The organism is Janthinobacterium sp. PC23-8 (assembly GCF_002250505.1).
In the GTDB taxonomy this organism is placed as follows: Bacteria; Pseudomonadota; Gammaproteobacteria; order Burkholderiales; family Burkholderiaceae_D; genus Janthinobacterium.
The window spans coordinates 2,958,153-2,981,390 of record NZ_NJGY01000001.1 but is presented as its reverse complement, the minus strand read 5'-3'; the positions used below and the strand labels follow the sequence as shown (position 1 = coordinate 2,981,390).

At 57.4% G+C, this 23,238-nt stretch carries 36 protein-coding genes; 2 read left to right on the top strand and 34 right to left on the bottom strand.

What is annotated here, in order from left to right; translation table 11 throughout:
• The first annotated feature begins 14 nt into the window (after positions 1-14).
• Positions 15-566, top strand: coding sequence for a Spy/CpxP family protein refolding chaperone (locus CD932_RS12820; RefSeq protein ID WP_094442961.1), 552 nt, complete (start codon positions 15-17; stop codon positions 564-566).
• 67 nt (positions 567-633) lie between these two features.
• Here CD932_RS12820 and dsbD read toward each other — a convergent pair whose 3' ends face one another.
• The 32 genes from dsbD to creB all read right to left on the bottom strand — a co-directional run bounded on the left by dsbD (position 634) and on the right by creB (position 20,651).
• Positions 634-2,559, bottom strand: coding sequence for a protein-disulfide reductase DsbD (dsbD, locus tag CD932_RS12815; RefSeq protein ID WP_094443618.1), 1,926 nt, complete (start codon positions 2,557-2,559; stop codon positions 634-636).
• 146 nt (positions 2,560-2,705) lie between these two features.
• Positions 2,706-3,098 carry a 50S ribosomal protein L17 gene (gene rplQ, locus CD932_RS12810; protein WP_094442960.1) on the bottom strand — a complete coding sequence of 131 codons (393 nt, stop codon included), beginning with the start codon at positions 3,096-3,098 and terminating at the stop codon, positions 2,706-2,708.
• 135 nt (positions 3,099-3,233) lie between these two features.
• A complete protein-coding gene (rpoA, locus tag CD932_RS12805; RefSeq protein ID WP_008444343.1) occupies positions 3,234-4,211 on the bottom strand; it encodes a DNA-directed RNA polymerase subunit alpha in 978 nt (325 codons plus the stop codon).
• Between the two features lie 103 nt (positions 4,212-4,314).
• Positions 4,315-4,938: a 30S ribosomal protein S4 gene (gene rpsD, locus CD932_RS12800; protein ID WP_038496998.1), complete on the bottom strand. Its 624-nt coding sequence runs from the start codon at positions 4,936-4,938 to the stop codon at positions 4,315-4,317.
• A gap of 257 nt (positions 4,939-5,195) precedes the next feature.
• Positions 5,196-5,600, bottom strand: coding sequence for a 30S ribosomal protein S11 (gene rpsK / locus CD932_RS12795; RefSeq protein WP_010394475.1), 405 nt, complete (start codon positions 5,598-5,600; stop codon positions 5,196-5,198).
• A 17-nt stretch (positions 5,601-5,617) separates the two neighbouring features.
• Entirely contained in the window at positions 5,618-5,983 is a 366-nt protein-coding gene (gene rpsM, locus CD932_RS12790; RefSeq protein WP_094442959.1) for a 30S ribosomal protein S13, read from the bottom strand.
• 14 nt (positions 5,984-5,997) lie between these two features.
• Positions 5,998-6,111, bottom strand: coding sequence for a 50S ribosomal protein L36 (gene rpmJ / locus CD932_RS12785; protein ID WP_010394471.1), 114 nt, complete (start codon positions 6,109-6,111; stop codon positions 5,998-6,000).
• Between the two features lie 42 nt (positions 6,112-6,153).
• Positions 6,154-6,372, bottom strand: coding sequence for a translation initiation factor IF-1 (gene infA, locus CD932_RS12780; RefSeq protein ID WP_005663428.1), 219 nt, complete (start codon positions 6,370-6,372; stop codon positions 6,154-6,156).
• 18 nt (positions 6,373-6,390) lie between these two features.
• Positions 6,391-7,725, bottom strand: coding sequence for a preprotein translocase subunit SecY (secY, locus tag CD932_RS12775; RefSeq protein ID WP_094442958.1), 1,335 nt, complete (start codon positions 7,723-7,725; stop codon positions 6,391-6,393).
• 32 nt (positions 7,726-7,757) lie between these two features.
• Entirely contained in the window at positions 7,758-8,189 is a 432-nt protein-coding gene (gene rplO, locus CD932_RS12770; RefSeq protein WP_034753211.1) for a 50S ribosomal protein L15, read from the bottom strand.
• A 30-nt stretch (positions 8,190-8,219) separates the two neighbouring features.
• Complete coding sequence (gene rpmD, locus CD932_RS12765; RefSeq protein WP_010394435.1) at positions 8,220-8,399, bottom strand: 50S ribosomal protein L30; 180 nt, start codon at positions 8,397-8,399, stop codon at positions 8,220-8,222.
• A 10-nt stretch (positions 8,400-8,409) separates the two neighbouring features.
• Entirely contained in the window at positions 8,410-8,928 is a 519-nt protein-coding gene (gene rpsE / locus CD932_RS12760) for a 30S ribosomal protein S5 (protein ID WP_010394433.1), read from the bottom strand.
• 9 nt (positions 8,929-8,937) lie between these two features.
• Positions 8,938-9,300, bottom strand: a complete 363-nt coding sequence (rplR, locus tag CD932_RS12755) for a 50S ribosomal protein L18 (protein WP_010394431.1) — start codon at positions 9,298-9,300, stop codon at positions 8,938-8,940.
• Between the two features lie 13 nt (positions 9,301-9,313).
• Complete coding sequence (gene rplF, locus CD932_RS12750) at positions 9,314-9,847, bottom strand: 50S ribosomal protein L6 (RefSeq protein ID WP_065310145.1); 534 nt, start codon at positions 9,845-9,847, stop codon at positions 9,314-9,316.
• 10 nt (positions 9,848-9,857) lie between these two features.
• Positions 9,858-10,253 (bottom strand): 30S ribosomal protein S8, encoded by a 396-nt coding sequence (gene rpsH / locus CD932_RS12745; protein WP_094442957.1) that lies wholly within the window; start codon positions 10,251-10,253, stop codon positions 9,858-9,860.
• 14 nt (positions 10,254-10,267) lie between these two features.
• A complete protein-coding gene (gene rpsN, locus CD932_RS12740) occupies positions 10,268-10,573 on the bottom strand; it encodes a 30S ribosomal protein S14 (protein WP_010394423.1) in 306 nt (101 codons plus the stop codon).
• A 2-nt stretch (positions 10,574-10,575) separates the two neighbouring features.
• A complete protein-coding gene (gene rplE, locus CD932_RS12735; protein ID WP_010394421.1) occupies positions 10,576-11,115 on the bottom strand; it encodes a 50S ribosomal protein L5 in 540 nt (179 codons plus the stop codon).
• 6 nt (positions 11,116-11,121) lie between these two features.
• Complete coding sequence (rplX, locus tag CD932_RS12730; RefSeq protein WP_065310147.1) at positions 11,122-11,436, bottom strand: 50S ribosomal protein L24; 315 nt, start codon at positions 11,434-11,436, stop codon at positions 11,122-11,124.
• A gap of 9 nt (positions 11,437-11,445) precedes the next feature.
• Positions 11,446-11,814 carry a 50S ribosomal protein L14 gene (rplN, locus tag CD932_RS12725; protein WP_008444317.1) on the bottom strand — a complete coding sequence of 123 codons (369 nt, stop codon included), beginning with the start codon at positions 11,812-11,814 and terminating at the stop codon, positions 11,446-11,448.
• A 251-nt stretch (positions 11,815-12,065) separates the two neighbouring features.
• Positions 12,066-12,338 carry a 30S ribosomal protein S17 gene (gene rpsQ, locus CD932_RS12720; protein WP_065310148.1) on the bottom strand — a complete coding sequence of 91 codons (273 nt, stop codon included), beginning with the start codon at positions 12,336-12,338 and terminating at the stop codon, positions 12,066-12,068.
• Entirely contained in the window at positions 12,335-12,526 is a 192-nt protein-coding gene (gene rpmC, locus CD932_RS12715) for a 50S ribosomal protein L29 (protein WP_065310321.1), read from the bottom strand. Before rpmC ends, rpsQ begins: the two co-directional genes overlap by 4 nt.
• Before the next feature lie 12 nt (positions 12,527-12,538).
• Complete coding sequence (gene rplP / locus CD932_RS12710) at positions 12,539-12,958, bottom strand: 50S ribosomal protein L16 (RefSeq protein WP_010394411.1); 420 nt, start codon at positions 12,956-12,958, stop codon at positions 12,539-12,541.
• 2 nt (positions 12,959-12,960) lie between these two features.
• Positions 12,961-13,785, bottom strand: a complete 825-nt coding sequence (gene rpsC, locus CD932_RS12705; RefSeq protein WP_094442956.1) for a 30S ribosomal protein S3 — start codon at positions 13,783-13,785, stop codon at positions 12,961-12,963.
• A gap of 9 nt (positions 13,786-13,794) precedes the next feature.
• Entirely contained in the window at positions 13,795-14,127 is a 333-nt protein-coding gene (gene rplV / locus CD932_RS12700; RefSeq protein ID WP_170840583.1) for a 50S ribosomal protein L22, read from the bottom strand.
• Positions 14,124-14,399, bottom strand: a complete 276-nt coding sequence (gene rpsS, locus CD932_RS12695) for a 30S ribosomal protein S19 (protein WP_008444295.1) — start codon at positions 14,397-14,399, stop codon at positions 14,124-14,126. The genes rplV and rpsS overlap by 4 nt, the downstream gene beginning before the upstream one ends.
• 10 nt (positions 14,400-14,409) lie before the next feature.
• Positions 14,410-15,237, bottom strand: a complete 828-nt coding sequence (gene rplB / locus CD932_RS12690) for a 50S ribosomal protein L2 (RefSeq protein WP_065310150.1) — start codon at positions 15,235-15,237, stop codon at positions 14,410-14,412.
• Positions 15,237-15,554 (bottom strand): 50S ribosomal protein L23, encoded by a 318-nt coding sequence (rplW, locus tag CD932_RS12685; RefSeq protein WP_010394398.1) that lies wholly within the window; start codon positions 15,552-15,554, stop codon positions 15,237-15,239. The genes rplB and rplW overlap by 1 nt, the downstream gene beginning before the upstream one ends.
• Entirely contained in the window at positions 15,551-16,171 is a 621-nt protein-coding gene (gene rplD / locus CD932_RS12680; protein WP_065310151.1) for a 50S ribosomal protein L4, read from the bottom strand. The genes rplW and rplD overlap by 4 nt, the downstream gene beginning before the upstream one ends.
• Before the next feature lie 3 nt (positions 16,172-16,174).
• Positions 16,175-16,831 (bottom strand): 50S ribosomal protein L3, encoded by a 657-nt coding sequence (gene rplC, locus CD932_RS12675; protein ID WP_071079769.1) that lies wholly within the window; start codon positions 16,829-16,831, stop codon positions 16,175-16,177.
• Positions 16,832-17,043: 212 nt separating this feature from the next.
• The gene (gene creD, locus CD932_RS12670; RefSeq protein ID WP_094442955.1) at positions 17,044-18,456 is read right to left on the bottom strand and encodes a cell envelope integrity protein CreD; all 1,413 of its coding nucleotides are present in this window, start codon (positions 18,454-18,456) and stop codon (positions 17,044-17,046) included.
• A gap of 82 nt (positions 18,457-18,538) precedes the next feature.
• Entirely contained in the window at positions 18,539-19,960 is a 1,422-nt protein-coding gene (gene creC, locus CD932_RS12665) for a two-component system sensor histidine kinase CreC (RefSeq protein WP_094442954.1), read from the bottom strand.
• 1 nt (position 19,961) lies between these two features.
• Positions 19,962-20,651, bottom strand: a complete 690-nt coding sequence (creB, locus tag CD932_RS12660) for a two-component system response regulator CreB (RefSeq protein ID WP_094442953.1) — start codon at positions 20,649-20,651, stop codon at positions 19,962-19,964.
• A gap of 176 nt (positions 20,652-20,827) precedes the next feature.
• Between creB and CD932_RS12655 the strand changes: the two genes are divergently transcribed.
• The gene (locus CD932_RS12655; protein WP_094442952.1) at positions 20,828-21,397 is read left to right on the top strand and encodes a tetratricopeptide repeat protein; all 570 of its coding nucleotides are present in this window, start codon (positions 20,828-20,830) and stop codon (positions 21,395-21,397) included.
• Positions 21,398-21,495: 98 nt separating this feature from the next.
• Here the strand turns inward: CD932_RS12655 and rpsJ are convergent, their stop codons facing one another.
• Positions 21,496-21,813 (bottom strand): 30S ribosomal protein S10, encoded by a 318-nt coding sequence (gene rpsJ, locus CD932_RS12650; protein ID WP_010394389.1) that lies wholly within the window; start codon positions 21,811-21,813, stop codon positions 21,496-21,498.
• 180 nt (positions 21,814-21,993) lie between these two features.
• Entirely contained in the window at positions 21,994-23,184 is a 1,191-nt protein-coding gene (tuf, locus tag CD932_RS12645) for an elongation factor Tu (protein WP_094442951.1), read from the bottom strand.
• Between the last annotated feature and the right edge of the window lie 54 nt (positions 23,185-23,238).

The window sequence follows — 23,238 nt, the reverse complement described above, 5'->3', positions numbered from 1 at the left end:
ATAAAGGAATCCAGATGAACACCTCATTTCACTCCGTACGCAAACACCTGATCATCGCGCTGAGCGTACTCGGCATGGGTGCCGCATCGCTGACCGTCCACGCCCAGCAAGAGCCCGCCAGCGCACCGGCCGCCAGCAGCAACCCGAAGGCCATCCACGATGGCCCGCGCACTCATAGGGCCGAGCGCGGCAACCCGGCCGAACGCATGGCCAGGTACCAGGCGCGCCTGCATGACAAGCTGAAACTGACTACTGCACAAGAACCGGCCTGGGCCACCTTCACGGCCGCCAATGCGCCGAAAAAACCCACCGGCGACTGGAAGGCCAAGCGCGAAGCGTTCGCCAGGCTGTCGGCGCCCGAGCGCATGGAGCAATGGATCGCCATGTCGAAGGAGCACCTCGCCGGCCAGGAAAGCCGCCTGGCGTCATTGAAAACGTTTTATGCCGTACTGACGCCGGAACAACAGAAAGTGTTCGATGACAGCGTGCCGGGCGGCAAACATGGTGGCAAGGGTGGCTACCATGGTCATCATGGCGGCCATGGACCACAGCCTAAAGCCGGCTGAACCGGTTGAAGTCAAACAAAAGGCCTGCAATGCAGGCCTTTTTCGTCGTTACAGCGCGAGTAAACGCTTACTTGACATCGAGCCTGGCGAGCGATGCCAGGAACGTTTCGGCATTCTGGAAGCCGATCACGCGCGAGTGGGCGATCTCCTGGCCCTGGCGGTCAAACATGATGATGCCCGGCGGGCCGAACAGCTGGAAGCGTTTCAGCATGGCCTTGTCGTCGGCGTCATTGGCCGTCACGTCGACCTGCAGCAGCACCGATTGTCCCATCTTCTCGCGCACGGCCGGCGCCACGAAGGTCAGCTTTTCCATCTCCTTGCAGGACACGCACCAGTCGGCGTAAAAATCGAGCAAGGCTGTTTTGCCGTTCAGCTGCGCCAGCGCCGCGTCGAGCTGGGCCACGGTTTTTACGCGCACGAACGGCTGCGCGTGGACCTGGCCACCGCCAAGATGGGCCAATGGCGCCAGCGGATCGCGCCCGCCACTGGCAGCTCCCACCAGCTGCACCGCACCGAGGATGGCAAACACCAGGCCGAAGGCTCTTGGTACCCAGGCGTTTTTCGAGCTGCTTTTGCCGACCAGCAGATACATGCCGTAGCCGATCAAGAGCGCCGTCCAGCCCAGCATCTGCAGCGCACCCGGCAGCACCGGCGACACCAGCCACCAGGCCACGCCCAGCAGCAATACGCCAAAGAAACGTTTGACGGCATCCATCCAGGCGCCTGCCCGCGGCAGCAAGGCGCCGGCCGACACGCCCACCAGGATCAAGGGCACGCTCATGCCGACCGCCATGGCAAACAGCGCGCTGCCGCCGATCACGACGTCGCGCGTCTGGCTGATGTACAGCAAGGCCCCGGCCAGCGGCGCGGCCACGCAGGGACCGACGATCAGGGCGGAAATCGCGCCCATCACGAACACGCCGGCAAGGCGGCCCGACGACTGCTGGTTCGACACGGTGGTCAGCTTGCCCTGCAAGAAGGCCGGCACCTGCAATTCGTAAAAACCGAACATCGACAGCGACAGGCCCGCCATCAGCAGCGCAAAGAAACCGAGTACCCAGGGATTCTGCAGCTTGGCCGCCAGTCCTTCGCCGGCCAGGCCGGCCGCCACGCCCAGCGCCGTATAGACGATGGCCATGCCCAGCGCATAGGTCAGCGACAGCAGCAAGCCGCGCGAACGGCTGACCTTGCCGCCATCGCCGACGATAATCGACGACAGGATCGGCACCATCGGCAGCACGCACGGCGTAAATGCCAGCCCCAGGCCCAGCAACATGAACAATGGCACGATCACCAGCAGCTTGCCGCCTTTTAAGGCAGACTCGATGCTGCCCATCTGCGTGGGCGCGGGCGCTGCGGCCGGGGCCGCTAGTGGCGCCGGCGCAGCAGCGACCGGAACCGGGACCGGGACCGGGTCCGGGTCCGGTGTGCTGGTGATATCAGCCTGTGGAATACTCATCACGGAAACGCCCGGCGAGGCTTGCGCCAGCGGACCGTTGACGGCGGGCGCGGCCGGCAGCGCGACTGTCGAGGCGGCGGCGCCCACCAACCGGGCCGTCGCATCCTGCGGCGCGTAGCACAAGCCCTTGTCGGAGCAGCCTTGCCCCGTGGCCTTGAGCGTAAAGGCGCCGGCGGCCTCGACGGGAATGCTGATGGTCAGCGTATGGCGGAAGGTTTCGACGTTCTTCTGGAACGTTTCATCGAACTTGACCTTGCCCTTCGGGAACACTGGCGTGCCCAGCCTGGCGCCGGTGGCCTCGAACTTGAAGCGCTCGTGGTACATATAGTAGCCGTCGGCGATGACGTAGGTGACGGCGATGGTGGACGGGTCCTGCATGCGCGCGGAGAACTTGAACGCCAGTTCGGGGTCCAGAAATTCATCGTCGGCGCGGGCGTGCGCAACGCCGAATATGGCAATCAACAAGAACAGAAAGCCCGCAAACCAGCGGGATACTTGATGCAGCGGCGTGGCGCCGGAGGAGAAACGAAACATGACGACCTTTTTGACCATTCGACCAGGAGCCGCGCGGGCATGCAGGGCCGGCGCGAAAGAAGAATAGTACACCGCGGCGTAGCCGGTTGCAGCAGAAAGCAAAAAAGCCAGGCTAGGCCTGGCTTTTCCTGATGCAGTGACTGGGATTACTCGCCAGCGACTTCAACTGCTTCGGTCGTATCTGGACGATCCATCAGTTCAACGAATGCCATAGGAGCATTGTCGCCGACGCGGAAGCCCATTTTCAGGATACGCACATAACCACCGTTACGGTTGGCATAACGCGGGCCCAGTTCAGCGAACAGCTTGACGACCATTTCACGGTCGCGCAGGCGGTTGAAGGCCAGACGCTTGTTTGCCAGGGTATCGGTTTTGCCGATGGTCAGAATTGGCTCGACAACGCGGCGCAGTTCTTTTGCTTTTGGCAGGGTGGTTTTGATCGCTTCGTGACGCAGCAGCGATACTGTCATGTTGCGCAGCATAGCCAGACGGTGGGACGAGGTACGATTCAGTTTACGGAGGCCGTGACCGTGACGCATGGTAAATCCTTTCGGTAGTGAGTTTAAATCCAGTTCTTCGATCAATGAAGCAAGCGCTTCATCGCGGACCGGTTTGGCACTTCAAAAATAAAAGCCTGGGACACCTGTCCCAGGCAGTTTGCTGCAAATTTCAGATTACTTTTCCAGACCGGCAGGCGGCCAGTTTTCCAGCTTCATGCCCAAGGTCAGGCCTCGCGACGCCAGCACTTCCTTGATTTCATTCAGGGACTTGCGGCCCAGGTTTGGCGTTTTCAGCAGCTCGTTTTCCGAACGCTGGATCAGGTCGCCGATGTAGTAGATGTTTTCCGCTTTCAGGCAGTTGGCCGAACGCACGGTCAATTCCAGATCGTCGACTGGACGCAGCAGGATAGGATCGACCAGCGGCGCGCGCGATGGTGCTTCCGCAGCCGCTTCCGTGCCTTCCAGGGCGGCGAACACATTCAACTGGTCCACCAGGACGCGGGCCGACTGGCGGATCGCTTCTTCCGGCGAGATCACGCCGTTGGTTTCGATGTTGATGATCAGCTTGTCCAGGTCGGTACGCTGTTCGACGCGTGCCGATTCAACGAAGTACGACACGCGGCGCACTGGCGAGAACGAAGCGTCCAGGATGATGCGGCCGATGGTTTTATTGGTGTCTTCCGACAGGCGACGCACGTTGCCAGGAACGTAGCCGCGGCCTTTTTCAACCTTGATCTGCATGTCCAGCTTGCCACCGGCGGTCAGGTGGGCGATCACGTGATCAGGGTTGATCAGTTCGACGTCATGCGGCAGGTCGATATCGGAGGCCAGGATCGCGCCTTCGCCTTCTTTTTTCAGGGTCAGGGTTACCGAATCGCGGTTGTGGACTTTGAAGACCACACCCTTCAAGTTCAGCAACAGATCGACGACGTCTTCTTGCACGCCATCGAGGGAGGAATATTCGTGGACGACGCCGGCGATCGTCACTTCGGTCGGCGCGTAGCCCACCATCGACGACAGCAGAACGCGGCGCAACGCGTTACCCAATGTGTGGCCATAGCCGCGCTCGAACGGTTCCATCACGACCTTGGCGTGACCTGCACCGAGAGCTTCAACATCGATAATACGTGGCTTCAACAAACTGTTTTGCATGAAATGTCCTTTTCAATACCCTCGGCTCGTTACGCCGATAAGGCTGATGGCATATTGGTAAAACGCCCACTCAGTGAGTGGGCGATGGTGGTGCTAACTGCTATTAACGCGAGTACAGCTCGACGATCAGCGATTCGTTGACGTCGTTGGCGATTTCGTTACGTTCTGGCAGGGACTTGAAAGTACCTTCCATTTTCTTGGCATCAACCGAAACCCAGCTAGGCATGCCAACTTGTTCGGCCAGCGACAGCGCTTCGACGATACGCACTTGCTTTTTCGATTTTTCACGAACAGCGATGATGTCGCCGACTTTGACCGAGTACGAAGCGATGTTGACAACGATACCGTTCACGGTGAATGCTTTGTGGCTGACCAGTTGACGCGCTTCAGCGCGGGTCGAGCCAAAGCCCATGCGGTAGCAAACGTTGTCCAGACGCGTTTCCAGCAACTTCAACAGCGTTTCGCCGGTGTTGCCTTTACGACGGTCTGCTTCAGCGAAGTAGCGACGGAATTGACGTTCCAGCACGCCGTACATGCGCTTGACTTTTTGCTTTTCGCGCAGTTGGTTACCGTAGTCCGAGGTGCGGGCGCCGGATTTGACACCGTGCTGGCCTGGTTTGACGTCCAGTTTGCACTTGCTGTCGAGCGAGCGACGTGCGCTCTTCAGGAACAGGTCAGTACCTTCACGGCGGGAGAGTTTTGCTTTAGGTCCGATATAACGTGCCACGAGACTTCCTTTTTTTAAATGATAACGCCCCAGCCACATGCATGATCAAACACACTGATGCGGTTAGGCGCTAGTCTGATTCACTTGCGATCAGACGGTGGCTGAAAACGAAAAACCCGTCAAATACAATTTGACAGGCAAGAACAGCCGGGCAGTATAACCGTTTCCGGCTCCCTGCTCCAGCGTTTTCACACAACTGTACTCAATACAACAAACAAGACAGCAGCTGGCGCCGAAGCGCCCTCTGCGGCACTGTCTTAGATACGACGGCGTTTCGGTGGACGGCAACCGTTGTGCGGTACCGGCGTCACGTCCTGGATCTCGGTGATCTTGATGCCCAGGTTGTTCAGCGCGCGAACAGCGGATTCACGACCAGGACCTGGGCCCTTGATACGCACTTCCAGGTTCTTCACGCCACACTCGACAGCCACTTTACCAGCGGCTTCCGCGGCGACCTGCGCTGCGAACGGGGTCGATTTACGCGAACCCTTGAAGCCTGCACCGCCGGAAGTAGCCCACGACAAGGCATTGCCTTGACGATCGGTGATGGTAATGATGGTGTTATTGAACGAAGCGTGGACATGTGCAATGCCTTCAGCGACGTTCTTTTTAACTTTTTTACGCACGCGTGCTGATGCGGCGTTATTTTGCGACTTGGCCATAATTATTCCCTAACGGATTATTTTTTCAGCGATTGAGCGGCTTTACGCGGTCCCTTGCGGGTACGTGCGTTCGTACGCGTACGCTGGCCACGGCAAGGAAGACCCTTGCGATGACGCATGCCACGGTAGCAACCCAGATCCATCAAACGCTTGATGTTCATGGACAGTTCACGACGCAGATCGCCTTCGACGATGAATTTACCTACTTCATCGCGCAGTTTTTCCAGTTCGCTGTCATCCAGATCTTTGATCTTTTTGTTGGTTGCCACACCGGTCGATGCACAGATTTTCTGTGCACGTGGACGGCCTACACCGTAGATGGCGGTCAGGCCGATAACGGTATGCTGATGATTTGGGATATTAACCCCTGCAATACGTGCCATTTGTTATTCCTCGATTAACCTTGACGCTGCTTGTGACGTGGTTCCACGCAGATTACGCGGACTACGCCTTTGCGCTTGATGATCTTGCAGTTGCGGCAGATCCGCTTGACTGATGCGAGAACTTTCATTTTGGGGCTCTTTCTTTCGCTTCTTTGGTTTGATTCAGTGTGTTACTTGGTACGGAACACAATGCGGGCTCGGCTCAGGTCATACGGCGTCAACTCCACCGTCACCTTGTCTCCAGGGAGAATGCGAATATAATTCATCCGCATTTTACCTGAAATATGCCCGAGCACCACGTGTCCGTTCTCCAGCTTCACTCGAAATGTTGCATTTGGGAGATTCTCAAGAATCTCGCCCTGCATCTGTATGACGTCGTCTTTTGCCATTCGGTATGTTTACCGCGCTTAACGCGTCGGAATTCCGCCCTTGAAATTTGCTTTGCGCAGCAGTGAATCATATTGCTGCGACATCACGTAGTTCTGTACTTGCGCCATGAAATCCATGGTGACAACTACAATAATCAATAAAGAAGTACCGCCGAAATAGAATGGTACTTTCCACTGGGCCTGCATAAATTCCGGCAATAAACACACCAAGGTGATGTAGACTGCGCCGGCAAGTGTCAAGCGTGTCAGGATCTTGTCGATGTAACGGGCTGTCTGCTCGCCTGGACGAATCCCGGGAATGAACGCACCGCTTTTCTTCAAGTTATCCGCTGTTTCCTTGCTGTTGAATACCAGCGCCGTATAGAAGAAACAGAAAAACACGATGGCCACTGCGTACAACAGCGCATGGATAGGCTCACCAGGCCCCATCGATGCTGCCAAATCTTTCAAGAACCGCACCGCAGGGTTAGCGTTGTCGGCGCCCTTTGAAAACCAGTCCACGATAGTGGCCGGAAACAAGATGATCGAAGAAGCAAAGATCGGCGGGATCACGCCGGCCATGTTCAGCTTCAACGGCAAATGGCTGGTTTGACCGCCATAAATCTTGTTGCCTACCTGGCGCTTCGCGTAATTGACCAATATTTTGCGCTGGCCGCGTTCGACAAATACCACGAAGAACGTTACCAGGGCTACCAGCAGGACGATGAAAATCGCGCCCAGGCTGCCGATCGAACCATTCGATACCAGGCTGAACAAACCACCCAGTGCGGAAGGCAGACCTGCTGCGATACCGGCAAAAATGATGATCGAGATGCCGTTACCCAAGCCACGCTCGGTAATCTGCTCACCCAACCACATCAAAAACATTGTTCCGGTCAACAAAGTGACGACCGTCACGAAGCGGAATGCAAGACCAGGTTCCAACACCAGACCAGCTTGCGACTCCAGTGCGACTGCAATACCCAACGCCTGAAACAGGGCCAGTGCCACCGTGAAATACCGGGTGTACTGGGTGATCTTGCGACGGCCTGCTTCGCCTTCTTTTTTCAACGCTTCCATCTGCGGTGACACGATCGACAGCAATTGCATGATGATCGAGGCCGAGATATAAGGCATGATACCCAGCGCAAACACTGTAAAACGAGACAAGGCACCGCCCGAGAACATGTTGAACATGCCCAGAACGCCGCCTTCGTGCTCCTTGAACAGCGAGGCTAATTGTGTCGGGTCAATCCCGGGAACCGGGACGTGAGCACCGATACGATAAACCACCAATGCGCCAAGCAAAAACCAGAGCCGTCCCCAAGGGAAACCAGCCGCTGCACTTTTAGCAAGTTGTGGATTAGTCGCCAATTTTCGCTCCGATCAAGCTGTTAGCGGTCAACTCAGGCTACCGAGCCGCCGGCTGCTTCGATGGCGGCTTTCGCGCCAGCGGACACTTTCAAGCCCTTCAAATTCACCGCTTTGGTGATTTCGCCGGACAAGATCACGCGCACGTCACGGGCCAACACGCCCAGAACGCCAGCTTGCTTCAAGACCAGAATGTCGACATCGCCAACAGCCAGGTTGTTCAGATCGGACAGGCGCACTTCAGCTTTGAAGGTGGCGTGCATCGATTTGAAACCGCGCTTGGGCAGACGGCGTTGCAGAGGCATCTGACCGCCTTCGAAACCGACTTTATGAAAGCCGCCCGAACGCGATTTCTGACCTTTGTGACCACGACCCGAGGTTTTACCCAGGCCGGAGCCGATACCGCGACCGACGCGACGCTTGTAGTGCTTGGCGCCTTCGGCTGGTGCAATAGTATTCAATTCCATGATTTGCTCCGTTCGTGTAAGCCCGAAGGCTTACCCGACAACTTTAACGAGATACGATACTTTATTGATCATGCCGCGTACGGATGGGGTGTCTTGCAGTTCGGAAACCGAATTTACACGACGCAGACCCAGACCGCGCACGGTAGCGCGATGCGATTCGCGCGTACCGATCAAGCCCTTGACCAATTGCACTTTGACTGTGTTTGTCATTTTGTCCACCTTAAGCCAGAATGTCTTCAACCGACTTGCCGCGTTTGGCAGCGATATCGGAAGCAGTACTCATTTTCGACAGGCCGTCCAGCGTAGCGCGCACCAGGTTGTAAGGGTTGTTCGAACCGGTGGATTTCGCCACCACGTCCGTCACGCCCATTACTTCGAAGATCGCGCGCATTGCGCCACCAGCGATCACGCCGGTACCAGGCTTGGCTGGGTTCATCAGAACCTTCGACGCGCCGTGACGACCCACTACCGTATGATGCAAGGTACCGTTTTTGAGCGGTACTTTGATCAGGTTGCGGCGAGCTTCTTCCATTGCTTTTTGCACGCCAACTGGCACTTCTTTCGATTTGCCCTTGCCCATGCCGACGCGGCCATCGCCATCACCAACTACGGTCAGCGCGGCGAAACCCATGATACGACCACCCTTGACCACTTTGGTCACGCGGTTGATCGCGATCATTTTTTCGCGCATGCCATCATCCGGCTTGTCGCTTTGCATTTTTGCTTGCATTTTTGCCATGATTGATCCTTAGAACTTCAGACCGGCTTCGCGTGCGGCTTCTGCCAACGCTTTCACACGGCCGTGGTAACGGAAACCGGAGCGGTCAAACGCAACTTCGGTAATCCCTGCTTTCAACGCTTTTTCAGCGACGCGCTTGCCGATCAAGGCTGCAGCAGCGGCATTGCCGCCTTTGCCGGACTGGCCTGCCAGTTCAGCGCGAACTTCCGCTTCAGCCGTCGAGGCCGAAACCAGGACTTTAGCGTCCGGGCTGATCAGGTTGGCGTAAATGTGCAGGTTGGTGCGGTGCACCGACAAGCGATTTACTTTCAATTCCGCAATCTTGATGCGGGTTTGGCGTCCGCGGCGAAGCCGTGATTCTTTCTTATCCATCGTCAGCCCCTAATTACTTCTTCTTGGTTTCTTTAAGCTTGACCACTTCGTCCGCATAGCGAACGCCCTTGCCCTTGTAAGGCTCAGGGGAGCGGTAAGCACGAACTTCAGCGGCGACCTGGCCAACCTGTTGACGGTCGATACCCTTGATCAGGATCTCGGTCGGGGTTGGTGTTGCGCAGGTCACGCCGGCTGGCATGTCATGCACTACAGGGTGCGAGAAGCCCAGGGACAGATTCAACTTGTCGCCTTGTGCTTGCGCCTTGTAACCCACGCCTACCAGGTTCAGCTTTTTCTCGAAACCCTTGGTGACGCCGACGACCATGTTGTTGACCAGTGCGCGCAGCGTGCCGGACATGGCATTGGCTTCGCGGCTGTCATTGGCCACGTCGAAACTCAGGGTTCCTGCATTGTTTTCTACTTTGACCTGGCCGGTCAGGGCCTGGGAAAGCACGCCCAGCGGGCCTTTTACGGTGATCGCTTGTGCGGAGATGGCGACTTCAGCGCCAGCTGGCACAACGATAGGCATTTTAGCTACTCGAGACATGTGTAACTCCTTAAGCCACGTAGCAAATAACTTCGCCGCCGACACCGGTAGCGCGTGCTTTGCGGTCAGTCATGACGCCTTGCGGAGTCGACACGATCGCCACACCCAAGCCATTCATCACAACAGGGATCTCGTCTTTGCCTTTGTAGACGCGCAGGCCCGGACGGGACACGCGCTCCAAGCGCTCAATGACGGGACGGCCAACATAATACTTCAAACCGATCTTCAGTTCCGCCTTGCCACCAGCTTCGGTAACAGCGAAATCTTCAATGTAACCCTCGTCCTTCAGGACGTTGGCAATCGCAATTTTGACTTTCGACGATGGCATGGCCACGGTCGTTTTTTGCACGCCCTGGGCGTTACGAATGCGGGTCAGCATATCGGCGATAGGATCGCTCATACTCATTGCATATTCTCCTATTACCAGCTTGCTTTAGTCATACCCGGAATTTCACCACGCATGGCGAATTCACGGAGCTTGATACGACCCAGACCGAATTTACGGAATGTGCCGCGCGGACGACCGGTGATGGCGCAACGGTTACGTTGACGCGTCGGGTTCGAGTTACGTGGCAGCGCCTGCAATTTCAGGCGAGCTTCGTAGCGCTCTTCTTCCGATTTCGATTGGTCATCCACGATGGCCTTGAGAGCTTCGCGCTTAGGGGCGAATTTCGCCACCAGGTCAGCACGCTTGATCTCACGATTAATCAGTGACAGTTTGGCCATGATCAGTTCCTGAAAGGGAATTTAAAGGCGGCGAGCAAAGCTTTGGCTTCGTCATCGGTCTTAGCGGTTGTCGTGATGCTGATATTCATACCGCGCAACGCGTCAATCTTGTCGTATTCGATTTCAGGGAAAATGATCTGTTCCTTGACACCGATGTTGTAGTTGCCACGACCATCGAATGCACGACCGTTCACACCACGGAAATCGCGTACGCGCGGCAGAGCCACGGTAATGAAGCGATCCAGGAACTCGTACATGCGAGCGCCGCGCAGGGTGACCATCGTACCGATCGGGTAACCTTCACGGATTTTGAAGCCTGCGATCGCTTTGCGGGACTTGGTGGTCACTGGCTTCTGGCCGGCGATCTTGGTCAAGTCAGCAACTGCGTGCTCGAGAACTTTTTTATCCGCGATAGCCTCACCAACACCCATGTTCAGGGTGATCTTGGTCAGGCGTGGAACTTCCATTACCGACTTGTAACCAAACTTGCTGGTCAGGTCGGCAACGACTTTTTCTTTATAGAATTCTTGGAGACGTGCCATGATTTCTTAAGCCTTCACTACTTCGCCGGAGGATTTAAAGATGCGGACTTTCTTGCCGTCCACTTCTTTGAAACCCACGCGATCTGCCTTGCCAGTCGCTGCATTGAACAATGCAACGTTGGACACGTGAATTGGCATGGTCTTGTCGACGATACCACCAGTTACGCCAGTCATCGGGTTTGGCTTGGTCGCTTTTTTAGCGACGTTGATGCCATCAACCACGATATGTTCAGCATCGATACGTTGCTGCACCACACCACGTTTGCCCTTGTCTTTCCCGGTCAGAACGATGACTTCGTCGTTTTTACGAATCTTATCCATTACGACTCCTTACAGGACTTCCGGTGCCAGGGACACGATTTTCATGAACTTCTCAGTGCGCAGTTCGCGCGTGACAGGTCCAAAAATACGGGTACCGATCGGCTCCAGCTTGGCGTTCAACAGAACGGCGGCGTTGCCGTCGAACTTCACCAGGGAACCGTCTTGGCGGCGAACACCTTTAGCGGTGCGCACAACCACGGCGTTATAAATTTCACCTTTTTTGACACGGCCACGTGGCGCAGCAACCTTGACGGTCACCTTGATCACATCGCCAATGCCAGCATAACGGCGCTTGGAGCCACCCAATACCTTGATGCACATAACTTCCTTGGCACCGGTATTGTCAGCCACTTCGAGCCGGCTTTCAGTTTGAATCATAGTATTCTCTTTCCCAACTTAAGCCGAAGAATCCACACAATGTAGACCCGCGGTCAGTCTTGGTCCCGCCAGAGCCGCCCTGCTGGGCTTCACTGTTTGGGTGCATGACCTTCATACATCAACTGACCGCGGAGCTATGTCTGTGGCCAGACACTTTGCGGCGTTACATGAACGAAGCCCGCAAGTATTACATACAATTTGCGGGCCTGCAAGTACTAATTAAAAACCACCGCCGAAACGGTGGATTTTATTTAAACGATGGGTGCGGCTTGAACCACACGTGTCACCGTCCATGCCTTCGTTTTGGAGATCGGACGACCTTCCTGGATCTCTACCGTGTCACCGGCTTTGACCTGGTTGGTTTCGTCATGCGCGTGATACTTGTTCGAACGCATGATGATCTTGCCATACAAAGGATGTTTTACGTGGCGCTCGATCAGAACGGTAACGGTCTTGTCCATCTTGTCGGATACCACTTTACCGATCAGCGTGCGCTTGAGCGACTGTTTCACTGGTTCGTTCATTTGGCTTCCTTCAGATTCATTACCGTCTTCACACGCGCGATATCGCGGCGTACCTTCTTGAGCTGCGAAGTGTTGCTCAGCTGTTGCGTAGCGATTTGCATACGCAGGCCGAACTGTGCCTTCAACAAGTCATTCAGCTCTTTTTGCAGAGCTGCCTGGTCTTTGCCGCGGAGTTCAGTTGCTTTCATATTCAACTCCAATTATTGGCCGACTTGGCGAATGACAAACGTCGTCGCCAGTGGCAGTTTAGAGGCGGCAAGACGGAAGGCTTCCCGTGCCAGCGCTTCATCAACGCCATCCATTTCGTACAGTACTTTGCCTGGCTGAATTTCAGCGACGTAGTACTCAGGATTACCTTTACCGTTACCCATACGGACTTCAGCCGGTTTGTTCGAAATCGGTTTGTCCGGGAAAATACGGATCCAGATACGGCCACCGCGCTTGATGTGACGCGTCATTGCACGACGCGCCGCTTCAATTTGACGTGCAGTGATACGACCGCGCGCAACTGCCTTCAGACCGAATTCGCCAAACGACACGGCGGTGCCGCGGCTGTGCGAAATACCGGTGTTACGGCCTTTCTGCTCTTTACGATACTTTCTGCGTGCTGGTTGCAGCATGATTATTCTCCTGCTTTCTCAGCTGGTGCTGCTGCGGCGGCCGGTTTAGCGGCGGTACGCACACGTGCACCTGGTGCTGTGGATGGTTTCGCACCGGCGCCTGCTGGACGTGGGCGGCCGCTTGGCTTGCCATCGTCACGGCGTGGACCGCGGCTCTTCTTCTCGTCAGCCGGGGTATCGATGACTGGTGCATCGCCGTTAGGCGCGCGGTCACCTTTGTATACCCACACCTTGACACCGATGATGCCGTAGGTGGTCGATGCTTCGCTGGTACCGTAGTCGATATCGGCGCGCAGGGTATGCAGAGGCACGCGGCCTTCGCGGTACCACTCTTTACGGGCGATTTCGATACCGTTCAGACGGCCGGACGACATGATCTTGATACCGAGTGCACCCAGGCGCATTGCATTTTGCATTGCACGCTTCATGGCGCGGCGGAACATGATCCGTTTTTCCAGCTGCTGCGAGATCGAATCGGCGATCAGTTGCGAATCGATTTCCGGTTTGCGGATTTCTTCGATGTTCACGTGAACAGGTACGCCCATGATCTTGGTCAGCGCCGACTTCAGTACTTCGATGTCTTCGCCTTTTTTACCAATGACCACGCCTGGACGCGAGCTGTAGATCGTGAAGCGCGCGTTCTTGGCCGGACGCTCGATAACGATGCGGCCGACGGAAGCGTTCTTCAGTTTCTTTTTCAGGTAAGCACGTGCTTTCAAGTCTTCGTTCAGCATGGCAGCGAAATTACCGTTGCCTGCATACCAGCGCGAAGCCCAGTTACGGGTGACCGCCAGACGGAAACCGGTTGGATGAATTTTCTGACCCATCGTGGCTCCTTAGTTACCGACAGTCACGTAAACGTGACAGGATTGTTTCGAAATACGGTCGCCACGGCCTTTTGCACGCGCGGTGAAGCGCTTCAGGACCGGGCCCTTTTCGACGTAGATCGTTTTCACGAACAATTCGTCGATGTCCGCGCCGTCATTGTGTTCCGCATTGGCGATTGCCGATTCCAGAACACGCTTGATGATCGCAGCACCTTTTTTCGGGCTGAATTGCAAGATGTTGAGTGCTGCGTCAACTTTCTTGCCACGAATCAGGTCAGCAACCAGGCGACCTTTTTGGTCGGACAGGCGCACACCTTTGAGGATAGCTTTGGTTTCCATTATTTCTTAGCCTTTTTGTCAGCTGCATGACCCTTGAACGTACGGGTCAGTGCGAATTCGCCGAGCTTGTGACCAACCATGTTTTCGGAAACATAAACCGGCACGTGCAGCTTGCCGTTATGAACCGCGATCGTCAGGCCGATAAAGTCAGGCATGATTGTCGAACGACGCGACCAGGTTTTGATTGGCTTTTTGTCTTTGGCAGCTTGCGCAGCTTCAACTTTTTTCACCAGGTGGGCGTCACAGAACGGCCCTTTTTTCAATGAACGTGTCATGTGCTACCCCTTATTTCTTGCCGCGGCGCGAGACGATCATGGAAGTAGTACGCTTGTTGCTGCGTGTCTTCTTACCTTTAGTCTGTTGGCCCCAAGGCGAAACTGGATGACGACCAGCTGCTGTTTTACCTTCACCACCACCGTGCGGGTGATCGACCGGGTTCATGACCACACCGCGAACGGTAGGACGAACACCGCGCCAGCGCATCGCGCCAGCTTTACCGATTTTACGCAGGCTGTGTTCGGCATTGCCGACTTCACCCACGGTTGCACGGCACTCGATATGCACGCGACGTACCTCACCCGAGCGCAGGCGCACTTGAGCGTAGGTACCTTCACGGGCCATCAGCACGACGCCGGCGCCGGCGGTACGGGCCATCTGGGCACCTTTACCTGGCAGCATTTCGACGCAATGCATCACGGTACCGACTGGGATGTTACGGATTGGCAAGCAGTTACCCGATTTGATCGGCGCTTCCGAACCGTTCATCACGCTGTCGCCAACGGACATGCCCTTGGTGGCGATGATGTAATGACGCTCGCCGTCGGCGTAGCACAGCAGAGCGATATTCGCGGTGCGGTTTGGATCGTATTCGATACGTTCCACTTTCGCTGGAATACCATCTTTGGTGCGCTTGAAGTCGATCAGGCGATAGTGTTGCTTGTGACCACCACCGATATGACGGGTGGTGATATGACCGTTGTTGTTACGACCAGCGGTCTTGGATTTCTTTTCAACCAGGGCAGCGAACGGACGACCTTTGTACAGGTCCGGGTTCACCACCTTTACCATGCCGCGACGGCCTGGCGAGGTTGGTTTCATCTTAACGAGTGCCATTATGCAGCCTCCTCGGAGAAGTTGATTTCCTGGCCAGGCTTCAGGCACACGAAAGCACGCTTGGTATGATTACGACGACCGTTGAACTTGCCGGTGCGCTTTTGCTTGCCTTCGCGGTTTGCAGTTTGCACGGACAGAACTTCGACCTTGAACAGCAGTTCGACTGCTGCCTTGATTTCAGGCTTGGTTGCATCCGGCAGTACGCGGAATACAATTTGCTCGTTCTTTTCCGCGACCATGGTGGCCTTTTCGGAAATCACGGGCGCCAACAGCACCTTCATCAAGCGTTCTTCGCTATGTTTCAAAATCGCGCTCATGCCAGCATCTCCTCAATCTTGGCCAGTGCAGCTTTGGTGACCAGGATCTTCTTGTAGAACACCAGGGACATCGGGTCTGCGTGACGTGGCTCAACGACGAGTACGTTAGGCAGGTTGCGCGACGCCAGTTCCAGGTTTTCGTTCAGAACGTCGGTGATGATCAGAACCGAATCAAAGCCCAGGCCGTTCAATTTTTGCGACAGCAGCTTGGTTTTTGGCGCGTCGATCGTCAGATCGTCGATGACGATCAGGCGCTCTTCGCGAGCCAGCTGCGACAGGATCGAGCAGACACCTGCGCGATACATTTTTTTGTTCACTTTGTGGGTGAAGTTTTCGTCAGGCGAGTTCGGGAAAATCCGACCACCGCCGCGCCACAGTGGCGACGACGACATACCGGCACGAGCGCGGCCGGTACCTTTTTGGCGCCATGGCTTTTTCGTCGTGTGGTGAACTTCTTCACGGTCTTTTTGCTTGCGGTTACCGCTACGTGCATTCGCCTGATAGGCGATCACGACTTGGTGGATCAGCGCTTCATTGTAATCACGGCCGAAAATTTCATCAGCAGCGACGACGTTGGAGCCGGCTTGACCTTGCGCATTCAGAAGCTTGAGTTCCATCGTTTAAGCTCCCTTCTTGGCTTTGGTTTTGATGGCTGGCGAGACAACTACCTGGCCATTTTTCGCGCCTGGAATCGCGCCTTTGACCAGCAGCAGCTGACGGTCGGCATCGATACGGGCGATCACGAGGTTCTGGATCGTACGGTTAACGTCACCCAGATGACCGGTCATGCGCTTACCAGGAAAAACACGACCTGGATCTTGCGCCATACCGATGGAACCTGGAACGTTGTGCGAACGCGAGTTACCGTGCGTGGCGCGGCCAGAAGAGAAGTGGTAACGTTTGATAACGCCTGCATAGCCTTTACCGATGGTAACGCCTTGCACGTCGATCTTTTGACCGACTTCGAACAGGGAAGCGGCGACGACATCGCCAGCTTTCAATTCGGCGGCTTTAGCAGCATCAACGCGGAACTCTTTCAACAGAGTACCGGCTTCAACGCCAGCTTTAGCATGATGACCAGCAACAGCTTTGGTCACGCGGGAAGCGCGACGTTGACCGAATGCGACCTGAACAGCAGAGTAACCATCTGTTTCAGGGGTTTTGATTTGCGCAACACGGTTGTTCGATACGTCCAGCACGGTGACAGGAATCGAATCCCCTTCGTCCGTGAAAATGCGCATCATACCAACCTTGCGACCGAGAAGGCCTAGGCTCATTTTTTCTCCATTCCCACCTGCGATTGGGCGGGGCTTGTTTAACTACAAATAACGTAGGACTCTAAAAAGGACGAATCCATACCGAAGCCGGCTAGTATATAGCACAAAAACCCTTGACGCAACAAGTTAACACGAGGTATGTCAAAGTGTTGTTGCGCGCTTCGCGGCAAGTTGCCGGCATCGCCGCGAAGGAGCGCCAAGGTAACACAAATCTACTGTTCATGCGCCTTTGCGGGCGCCACAACAACACCCTTGCCCACCTGATACCAGTCAACCTTGCGCGTCACCACCATCACGGCGGCCAGCACGGCAAACAGCAGGATGCTGCCCAGCACCAGCGCATTGCTTTCCGAATTGAGCAGGCCGTACAGGGCGCCGTACAGCAGGGTCAAGGCCACGCCGAAGCCGATCGCCCTGCCCGCGCTGCCGAGCACGCAGCTGAGATAAAAGCTGGTCAGCACGATACAGGCGCCGCTGGCGATCAGATACGCCACCCTGAAGGCGATATGTTCGGCCAGGCCCACCAGCAGCAGGAAGAAGAGCACCAGGGCCAGCCCCACCAGCAGATATTGCACCGGGTGGATCGGCAGGCTTTTCAGGATTTCAAAGATGAAGAAGGCGGCAAACGTCAGCGCCACGAACAGCAGGCCATATTTGGTGGCGCGGTCCGATTGCGAATATATATTGACGGGCTCGATGAAGCCCACGCTGAAACGGTCGACCTGCCCCAGCGGCGCGCTGTCGGGCACCTTGAATTCGGCTTCGATGCCGGACAGCTGCGTCTGCGCATTGGTGGCCAGCGACGAGATATTCCACGTCACATTGAAACCGCTGGCGTCGATCTGGCGGTTCTTCGGCGACGGCAAAAAGCGCCCGCCAAACTGCGGATGGGGCCAGTTCGACCTGATGCTGATCTGGCTGTTTTTCGCCACCGGCACGAAGTGCTGGCGTTCGATGCCATCAAGGCCCAGGTCAAAGCTGAAGGCGACCTGCTGCGGGGCGGCCAGTGGCATGGCGCCCAGCGGCGCATGCAGGCCGCTGCGGAAGGCGAACAGCCCGGTGCCCTGCTCGAACTCGATCCGGCGCCCGCCCCAGTCGATTGCCGGTATATTGCGGATGCCGCGCACATCCTCGATCGACAGCGCAATGAAGGGCGCGCCAGGCGTAATGCGCGCTTCCGGCACCTTGCGCGGCAGCTGCGCCAGAGACGGCACCGTGAAGTCGCCCTTGAAGGCATGCTGGCCGCTGTAGACCAGCACCTGGTGGATGCCGCGGTAGCGGCGGTCGGTCTCGATGGCGCCGTTCTGCTGCAGCTTGTCCGGATACACCAGCAGGCGGCGCTGCATCACGCGGTGCCGCACTTCGGTACGCGCCGGCACGCTGCTTTTCTGATCCTTGTCGGCGGCGATGTCGACCCGCTCGTCATACTGTTCCACATACGGAATCACCAGGATCGGCCCGATGATGGTTTGCTCGCGCACGGAATCGGCGGCGATGCTGTCGACGGCCGCCTGGCGAAACTGCATGCGCTCCTTGATGGTCTCCTGGATCATCAGCAGGGGCAGGCCGATCAGCAGCATCAGGGCGAACACGATCAGCGCCTTGATCAATAACGTTTTTTGCATGGTGCCTCCGAATGGTAAGGAGGCCAGTCTAGAAAACCCGTATGCGCTGATGATGCGTTGCGTGTGAAGTCGAACGCTATATTTATGCCACAGGAAGCCACAAGCTTGCCAATGCGCCACCCTCATCATGGTTGCCCACATTGACCGTGCCGCCATGCAGCAGGGCCACCTCGCGCACGAACGGCAGGCCCAGGCCGGTGCTTTTTCCCGCCTGCGGGCGCGGCAAGGAGTAAAACCGCTCGAACACGCGCTCCAGGGCATACGGCGGAATGCCGTCGCCGCGGTCGCGCACGCTGATGGCGATGCCCTTCCCGCTGCCGGCGGCCTGCAGGTCGATGCGGCTGCCCTGTGGTGCAAAGCCGATCGCATTGTCCAGCAGATTGCCCAGCGCCTGGCGCAGCAGCAAGGCGTCGCCGGCCACCTGCGCATCGATGGCGGACACGTCCAGCAGCAGGCCGCGCGCCGCCAGCGAGGCGGCCGCATCCTGCGCCACCTGCGCCAGCAAGGGCGCCACCGCGATCGGCTCGGGCGCATCGAGGCGCTGCTGCTTTTCCACCCGCACCAGGGCCAGCAATCTGTCGATCAGCTGCCGCTGGCGCGCATTCTGTTCCAGGATATTGCCGAGAAAACGCGTGCGTTCCGCCGCCGGCATGTCTTCCTGCAGCAGCTCGGCCGAGGCCTGGATGGCGGCGATCGGGCTTTTCAATTCATGCGTCAAGGTATGCATCAGCTGCTCGACGTATTCCTTGCCTTCCAGGCGCGTGCGCATGGCCTCCAATGCCCGCCCCAGAATGCCGATCTCGCTGTTGCCGAGCAGTGGCAGCGCCACCTTGCGCCCCGCTTCCACCGCGCCGATATAGGCCATCAGTTTGCCCAGCGCCTGGTGCAACCACCACGCAAAGGCCAGGCCGATCAGGAGCGACAGCAGCAGCAGGATCGCGCCGCGCTGCAAAATGATGCGCTGGCTGCGTTCAACGAAGGCCTGCACGCTGGCATTGGGCTTGGCCACCGTCAACACGCCAATGATCTCGCTGCCGTCGCGTATCGGCGCGGCCACATGCATCACGGTCGACATCTCGTCGTCGGGGTCCGAACGGGTGCTGCGCGCGCCGTATTTGCCCTGCAAGGTCAGATACACGTCGTTCCAGCGCGAATAGTCGCGCCCCACGTCGCGCCCGCTCGAATCGAACAGCACCAGGCCATGGCGGTCGGTGATGGTGATGCGGTAGTCGAGCGAGCGCTTGCGCACGCCGTTGATATTGACGTCGATGGCGCGCTGCGCGTCATGCCGCATGCGCTGCAGCACGACGGAGTCGTCGAGACGGCCGTCGCGGATATCGGTCGCCACCAGCGCGGCCAGCAATTGCGAGGTGTCGACCAGGGTGTCTTCCAGGGTCGAACGCACGCCGGGCTTGACCTGCGCCATGAACACATTGAGCAGGAACCAGGCGGCCAGCCCCACCACCAGGAAGTAGCCGCACAGGATGCGCAGGCCGATCTTCATGTCAGGCGCGCGCCAGGCTGTAGCCCAGACCCCGGTGCGTCTGGATCGGTTCAACGCCGGCATCGATGGCGCGCAGCTTGGCGCGCAACGATTTCACGTGGGCGTCAACCGTGCGCTCGAGCGTATCGGGCGCACCGCTCCAGACGCGCTCCATCAGCTGCGCGCGCGACAGCACGTGGCCCGGATGCTCGAGCAGGGTTTTGAGCAGCAGGTATTCGTAGCGGGTCAGCTCCAGCGGCTGGCCGTGGAACAGCACGCGCGCTTCGAGGGCGCGCAGTTCGAAGCGCGCGGCATCGGTGGGCGCCGTTGGCGGCGGCTGCGCCACGCTGGCGCGGCGCAGGATGACGCGAATGCGCGCCACCAGTTCGCGCGGCGAAAACGGTTTTGTCACGTAATCGTCGGCGCCGATTTCCAGGCCGACGATGCGGTCGATTTCATCGCTGCGGGCGGTGAGAAAAATCACCGGCACGTCGGAGAACTGGCGCAGCCGGCGGCACGCTTCCAGGCCGCTCATGTCGGGCAGGCCGATGTCGAGCACCACCAGCTGCGGCGCGTCGTCATGACGCAGCAGGGCAAGCGCCTGCTCGCCGAGCATCACATGGCGCGGCGTGAAACCATCGGTGCGCAGCGCGTAGGCGATGCTGTCGGCGATCGCCTGTTCATCTTCAACGATCAGGATGGTACGGGTCATGGCGGCGCCGCAGGTAAGGAGGAAAGACGGAGTATCCCTGACGCGGACAAGCAGCGTCAATCGTGCCGCCGGCGCGCGCAAGCACGCGAAAAATGCTCACAGTCAATTAGTTATAGTATAGTCATCAGGGCCTTCCAACGAGATGCACCTGCATCGACTGCCCGCACGAGGAAATCATGAAGACATCCACTATCAGCCTGTTATGCGCCGCCAGCCTGCTGGCCGGCTGCGCCACCACGTCCGATCCCGCCGCTTCTTCCCCGGGTCTGGCCGCCTCCAGCGCGCAGCACGACGCCTGCAATGCTGCCGAACTCAAGGGGCAGCTGGCCGAAGCGGAACTGGCCTGCACCCGGGCGCTCGACAGCGCCATCAAGGCTGGCGCCAAAGACGAGCTGCTGTCGCAGCGCCAGTACAACCTGGGCCGCGTCAAGCGCCTGCTGGGCAAGCATGTGGAAGCCGAAGCGCTGTACAAGCAGGCGCTGGCGACCGAAGAGGCGGCCCTGCCGCGCAGCGACGCGCGCATCGGCCGGCGCCTGGTGGAACTGGCCTCGGCCCTGTCGGCGCAAGGCAAATGGCAGGAGGGCGCGGCCTATCTGGAACGCTCGCTGCCAGTGCTGCACAAGCTGCCCGACACCTCGCGCGCCTATGCGGCCGAAGTGCTGCAGCAGTACGCGAAACAGCTGCAGGGCGGAGCGCAGGCGGCGCTGGGCAGGCGCTTCATGGAAACGGCCGCCATCCTGAAATAAGGGATGCGGACATAAAAAAACCGGGCCGGTTCGATCACGAACAGGCCCGGCTTTTACAGACTGGCGTTCAGGGAACCCTGGCCGCCGCCTTGAATCGATTATTGCAGTTTGATTTCGACATCAACACCGGCTGGCAGGTCCAGCTTCATCAGTGCGTCAACGGTTTTGTCCGTTGGGTCAACGATGTCCATCAGGCGTTGGTGCGTACGGATCTCGAACTGATCGCGCGAAGTTTTGTTGACGTGCGGGGAACGCAGCACATCGAAACGCTGAATACGGGTAGGCAGTGGTACTGGGCCTTTGACGACAGCGCCGGTGCGCTTCGCGGTTTCAACGATTTCCAGAGCCGACTGGTCGATCAGTTTGTAATCGAAAGCCTTCAGGCGGATACGGATTTTCTGGTTTGGTGCCGACATGATATTTCCTTAAAAGAACGAACCGCGCGGTCTGCACGGCAATGAGGTGATACGGGAATTTCTGACGCTACAACCGTCAGGGTCGACATGATAGCACCAAAATGCTTGCCAACCCCGGCAGTTGATCAAAAAGAAGGGCGCCGGGCGACGACGCGTCTTCTCTTTTAGCAGGCTGAAGAATTAAGCCAGGATTTTTGCAACAACACCAGCACCAACGGTACGGCCGCCTTCGCGGATAGCGAAGCGCAGACCTTCTTCCATCGCGATCGGGTTGATCAGCTTGACGGTGATCGACACGTTATCGCCTGGCATGACCATTTCTTTGTCTGCTGGCAACTCGATCGAACCGGTCACGTCCGTCGTACGGAAGTAGAACTGTGGACGATAGTTGTTGAAGAATGGCGTGTGACGGCCGCCTTCGTCTTTCGACAGGACATAGATCTCGCCGGTGAAGTGAGCGTGTGGCTTGATCGAGCCTGGTTTTGCCAGCACTTGACCACGTTGCACGTCTTCACGCTTGGTGCCGCGCAGCAGCAGACCAACGTTGTCGCCTGCCTGACCCTGGTCCAGCAGCTTGCGGAACATTTCCACGCCGGTGCAAGTCGTTTTGACGGTATCGGTGATGCCGACGATTTCGATCTCTTCGCCGACCTTGATGATGCCGCGTTCGATACGACCGGTTACCACGGTACCGCGACCCGAGATCGAGAACACGTCTTCCACTGGCATCAGGAACGCACCGTCAACTGCGCGCTCTGGCGTCGGGATGTACGAGTCCAGCGCATCGGCCAGACGCAGCACTGCGTCCACGCCCATTTCGCCTTCTTTGCCTTCCAGCGCCATACGGGCCGAACCTTTGATGATAGGCACGTCGTCGCCTGGGAATTCATATTTCGACAACAGCTCGCGCACTTCCATTTCAACCAGTTCCAGCAGCTCTGCGTCGTCGACCAGGTCGCACTTGTTCAGGAACACGATGATGTATGGAACGCCAACTTGACGGGCCAGCAGGATGTGTTCGCGGGTCTGTGGCATCGGGCCGTCAGCTGCCGAGCAAACCAGGATCGCGCCGTCCATCTGTGCTGCACCGGTAATCATGTTCTTGATGTAATCGGCGTGGCCCGGGCAGTCAACGTGCGCGTAGTGACGCGCAGCCGTTTCGTACTCGACGTGAGCGGTGTTGATGGTAATGCCGCGTGCTTTTTCTTCTGGAGCCGCATCGATCTGGTCGTATGCTTTGGCTTCGCCGCCGAATTTCTTCGACAGAACCGTTGCGATTGCAGCGGTCAGCGTGGTTTTACCGTGGTCGACGTGGCCGATGGTGCCGACGTTGACGTGCGGCTTGGTCCGTTCGAATTTACCTTTTGCCATTTTATTCTTCCTTAGAACAATGATTTAAATGTAGGGGCCGGCATTCTCGTGAAA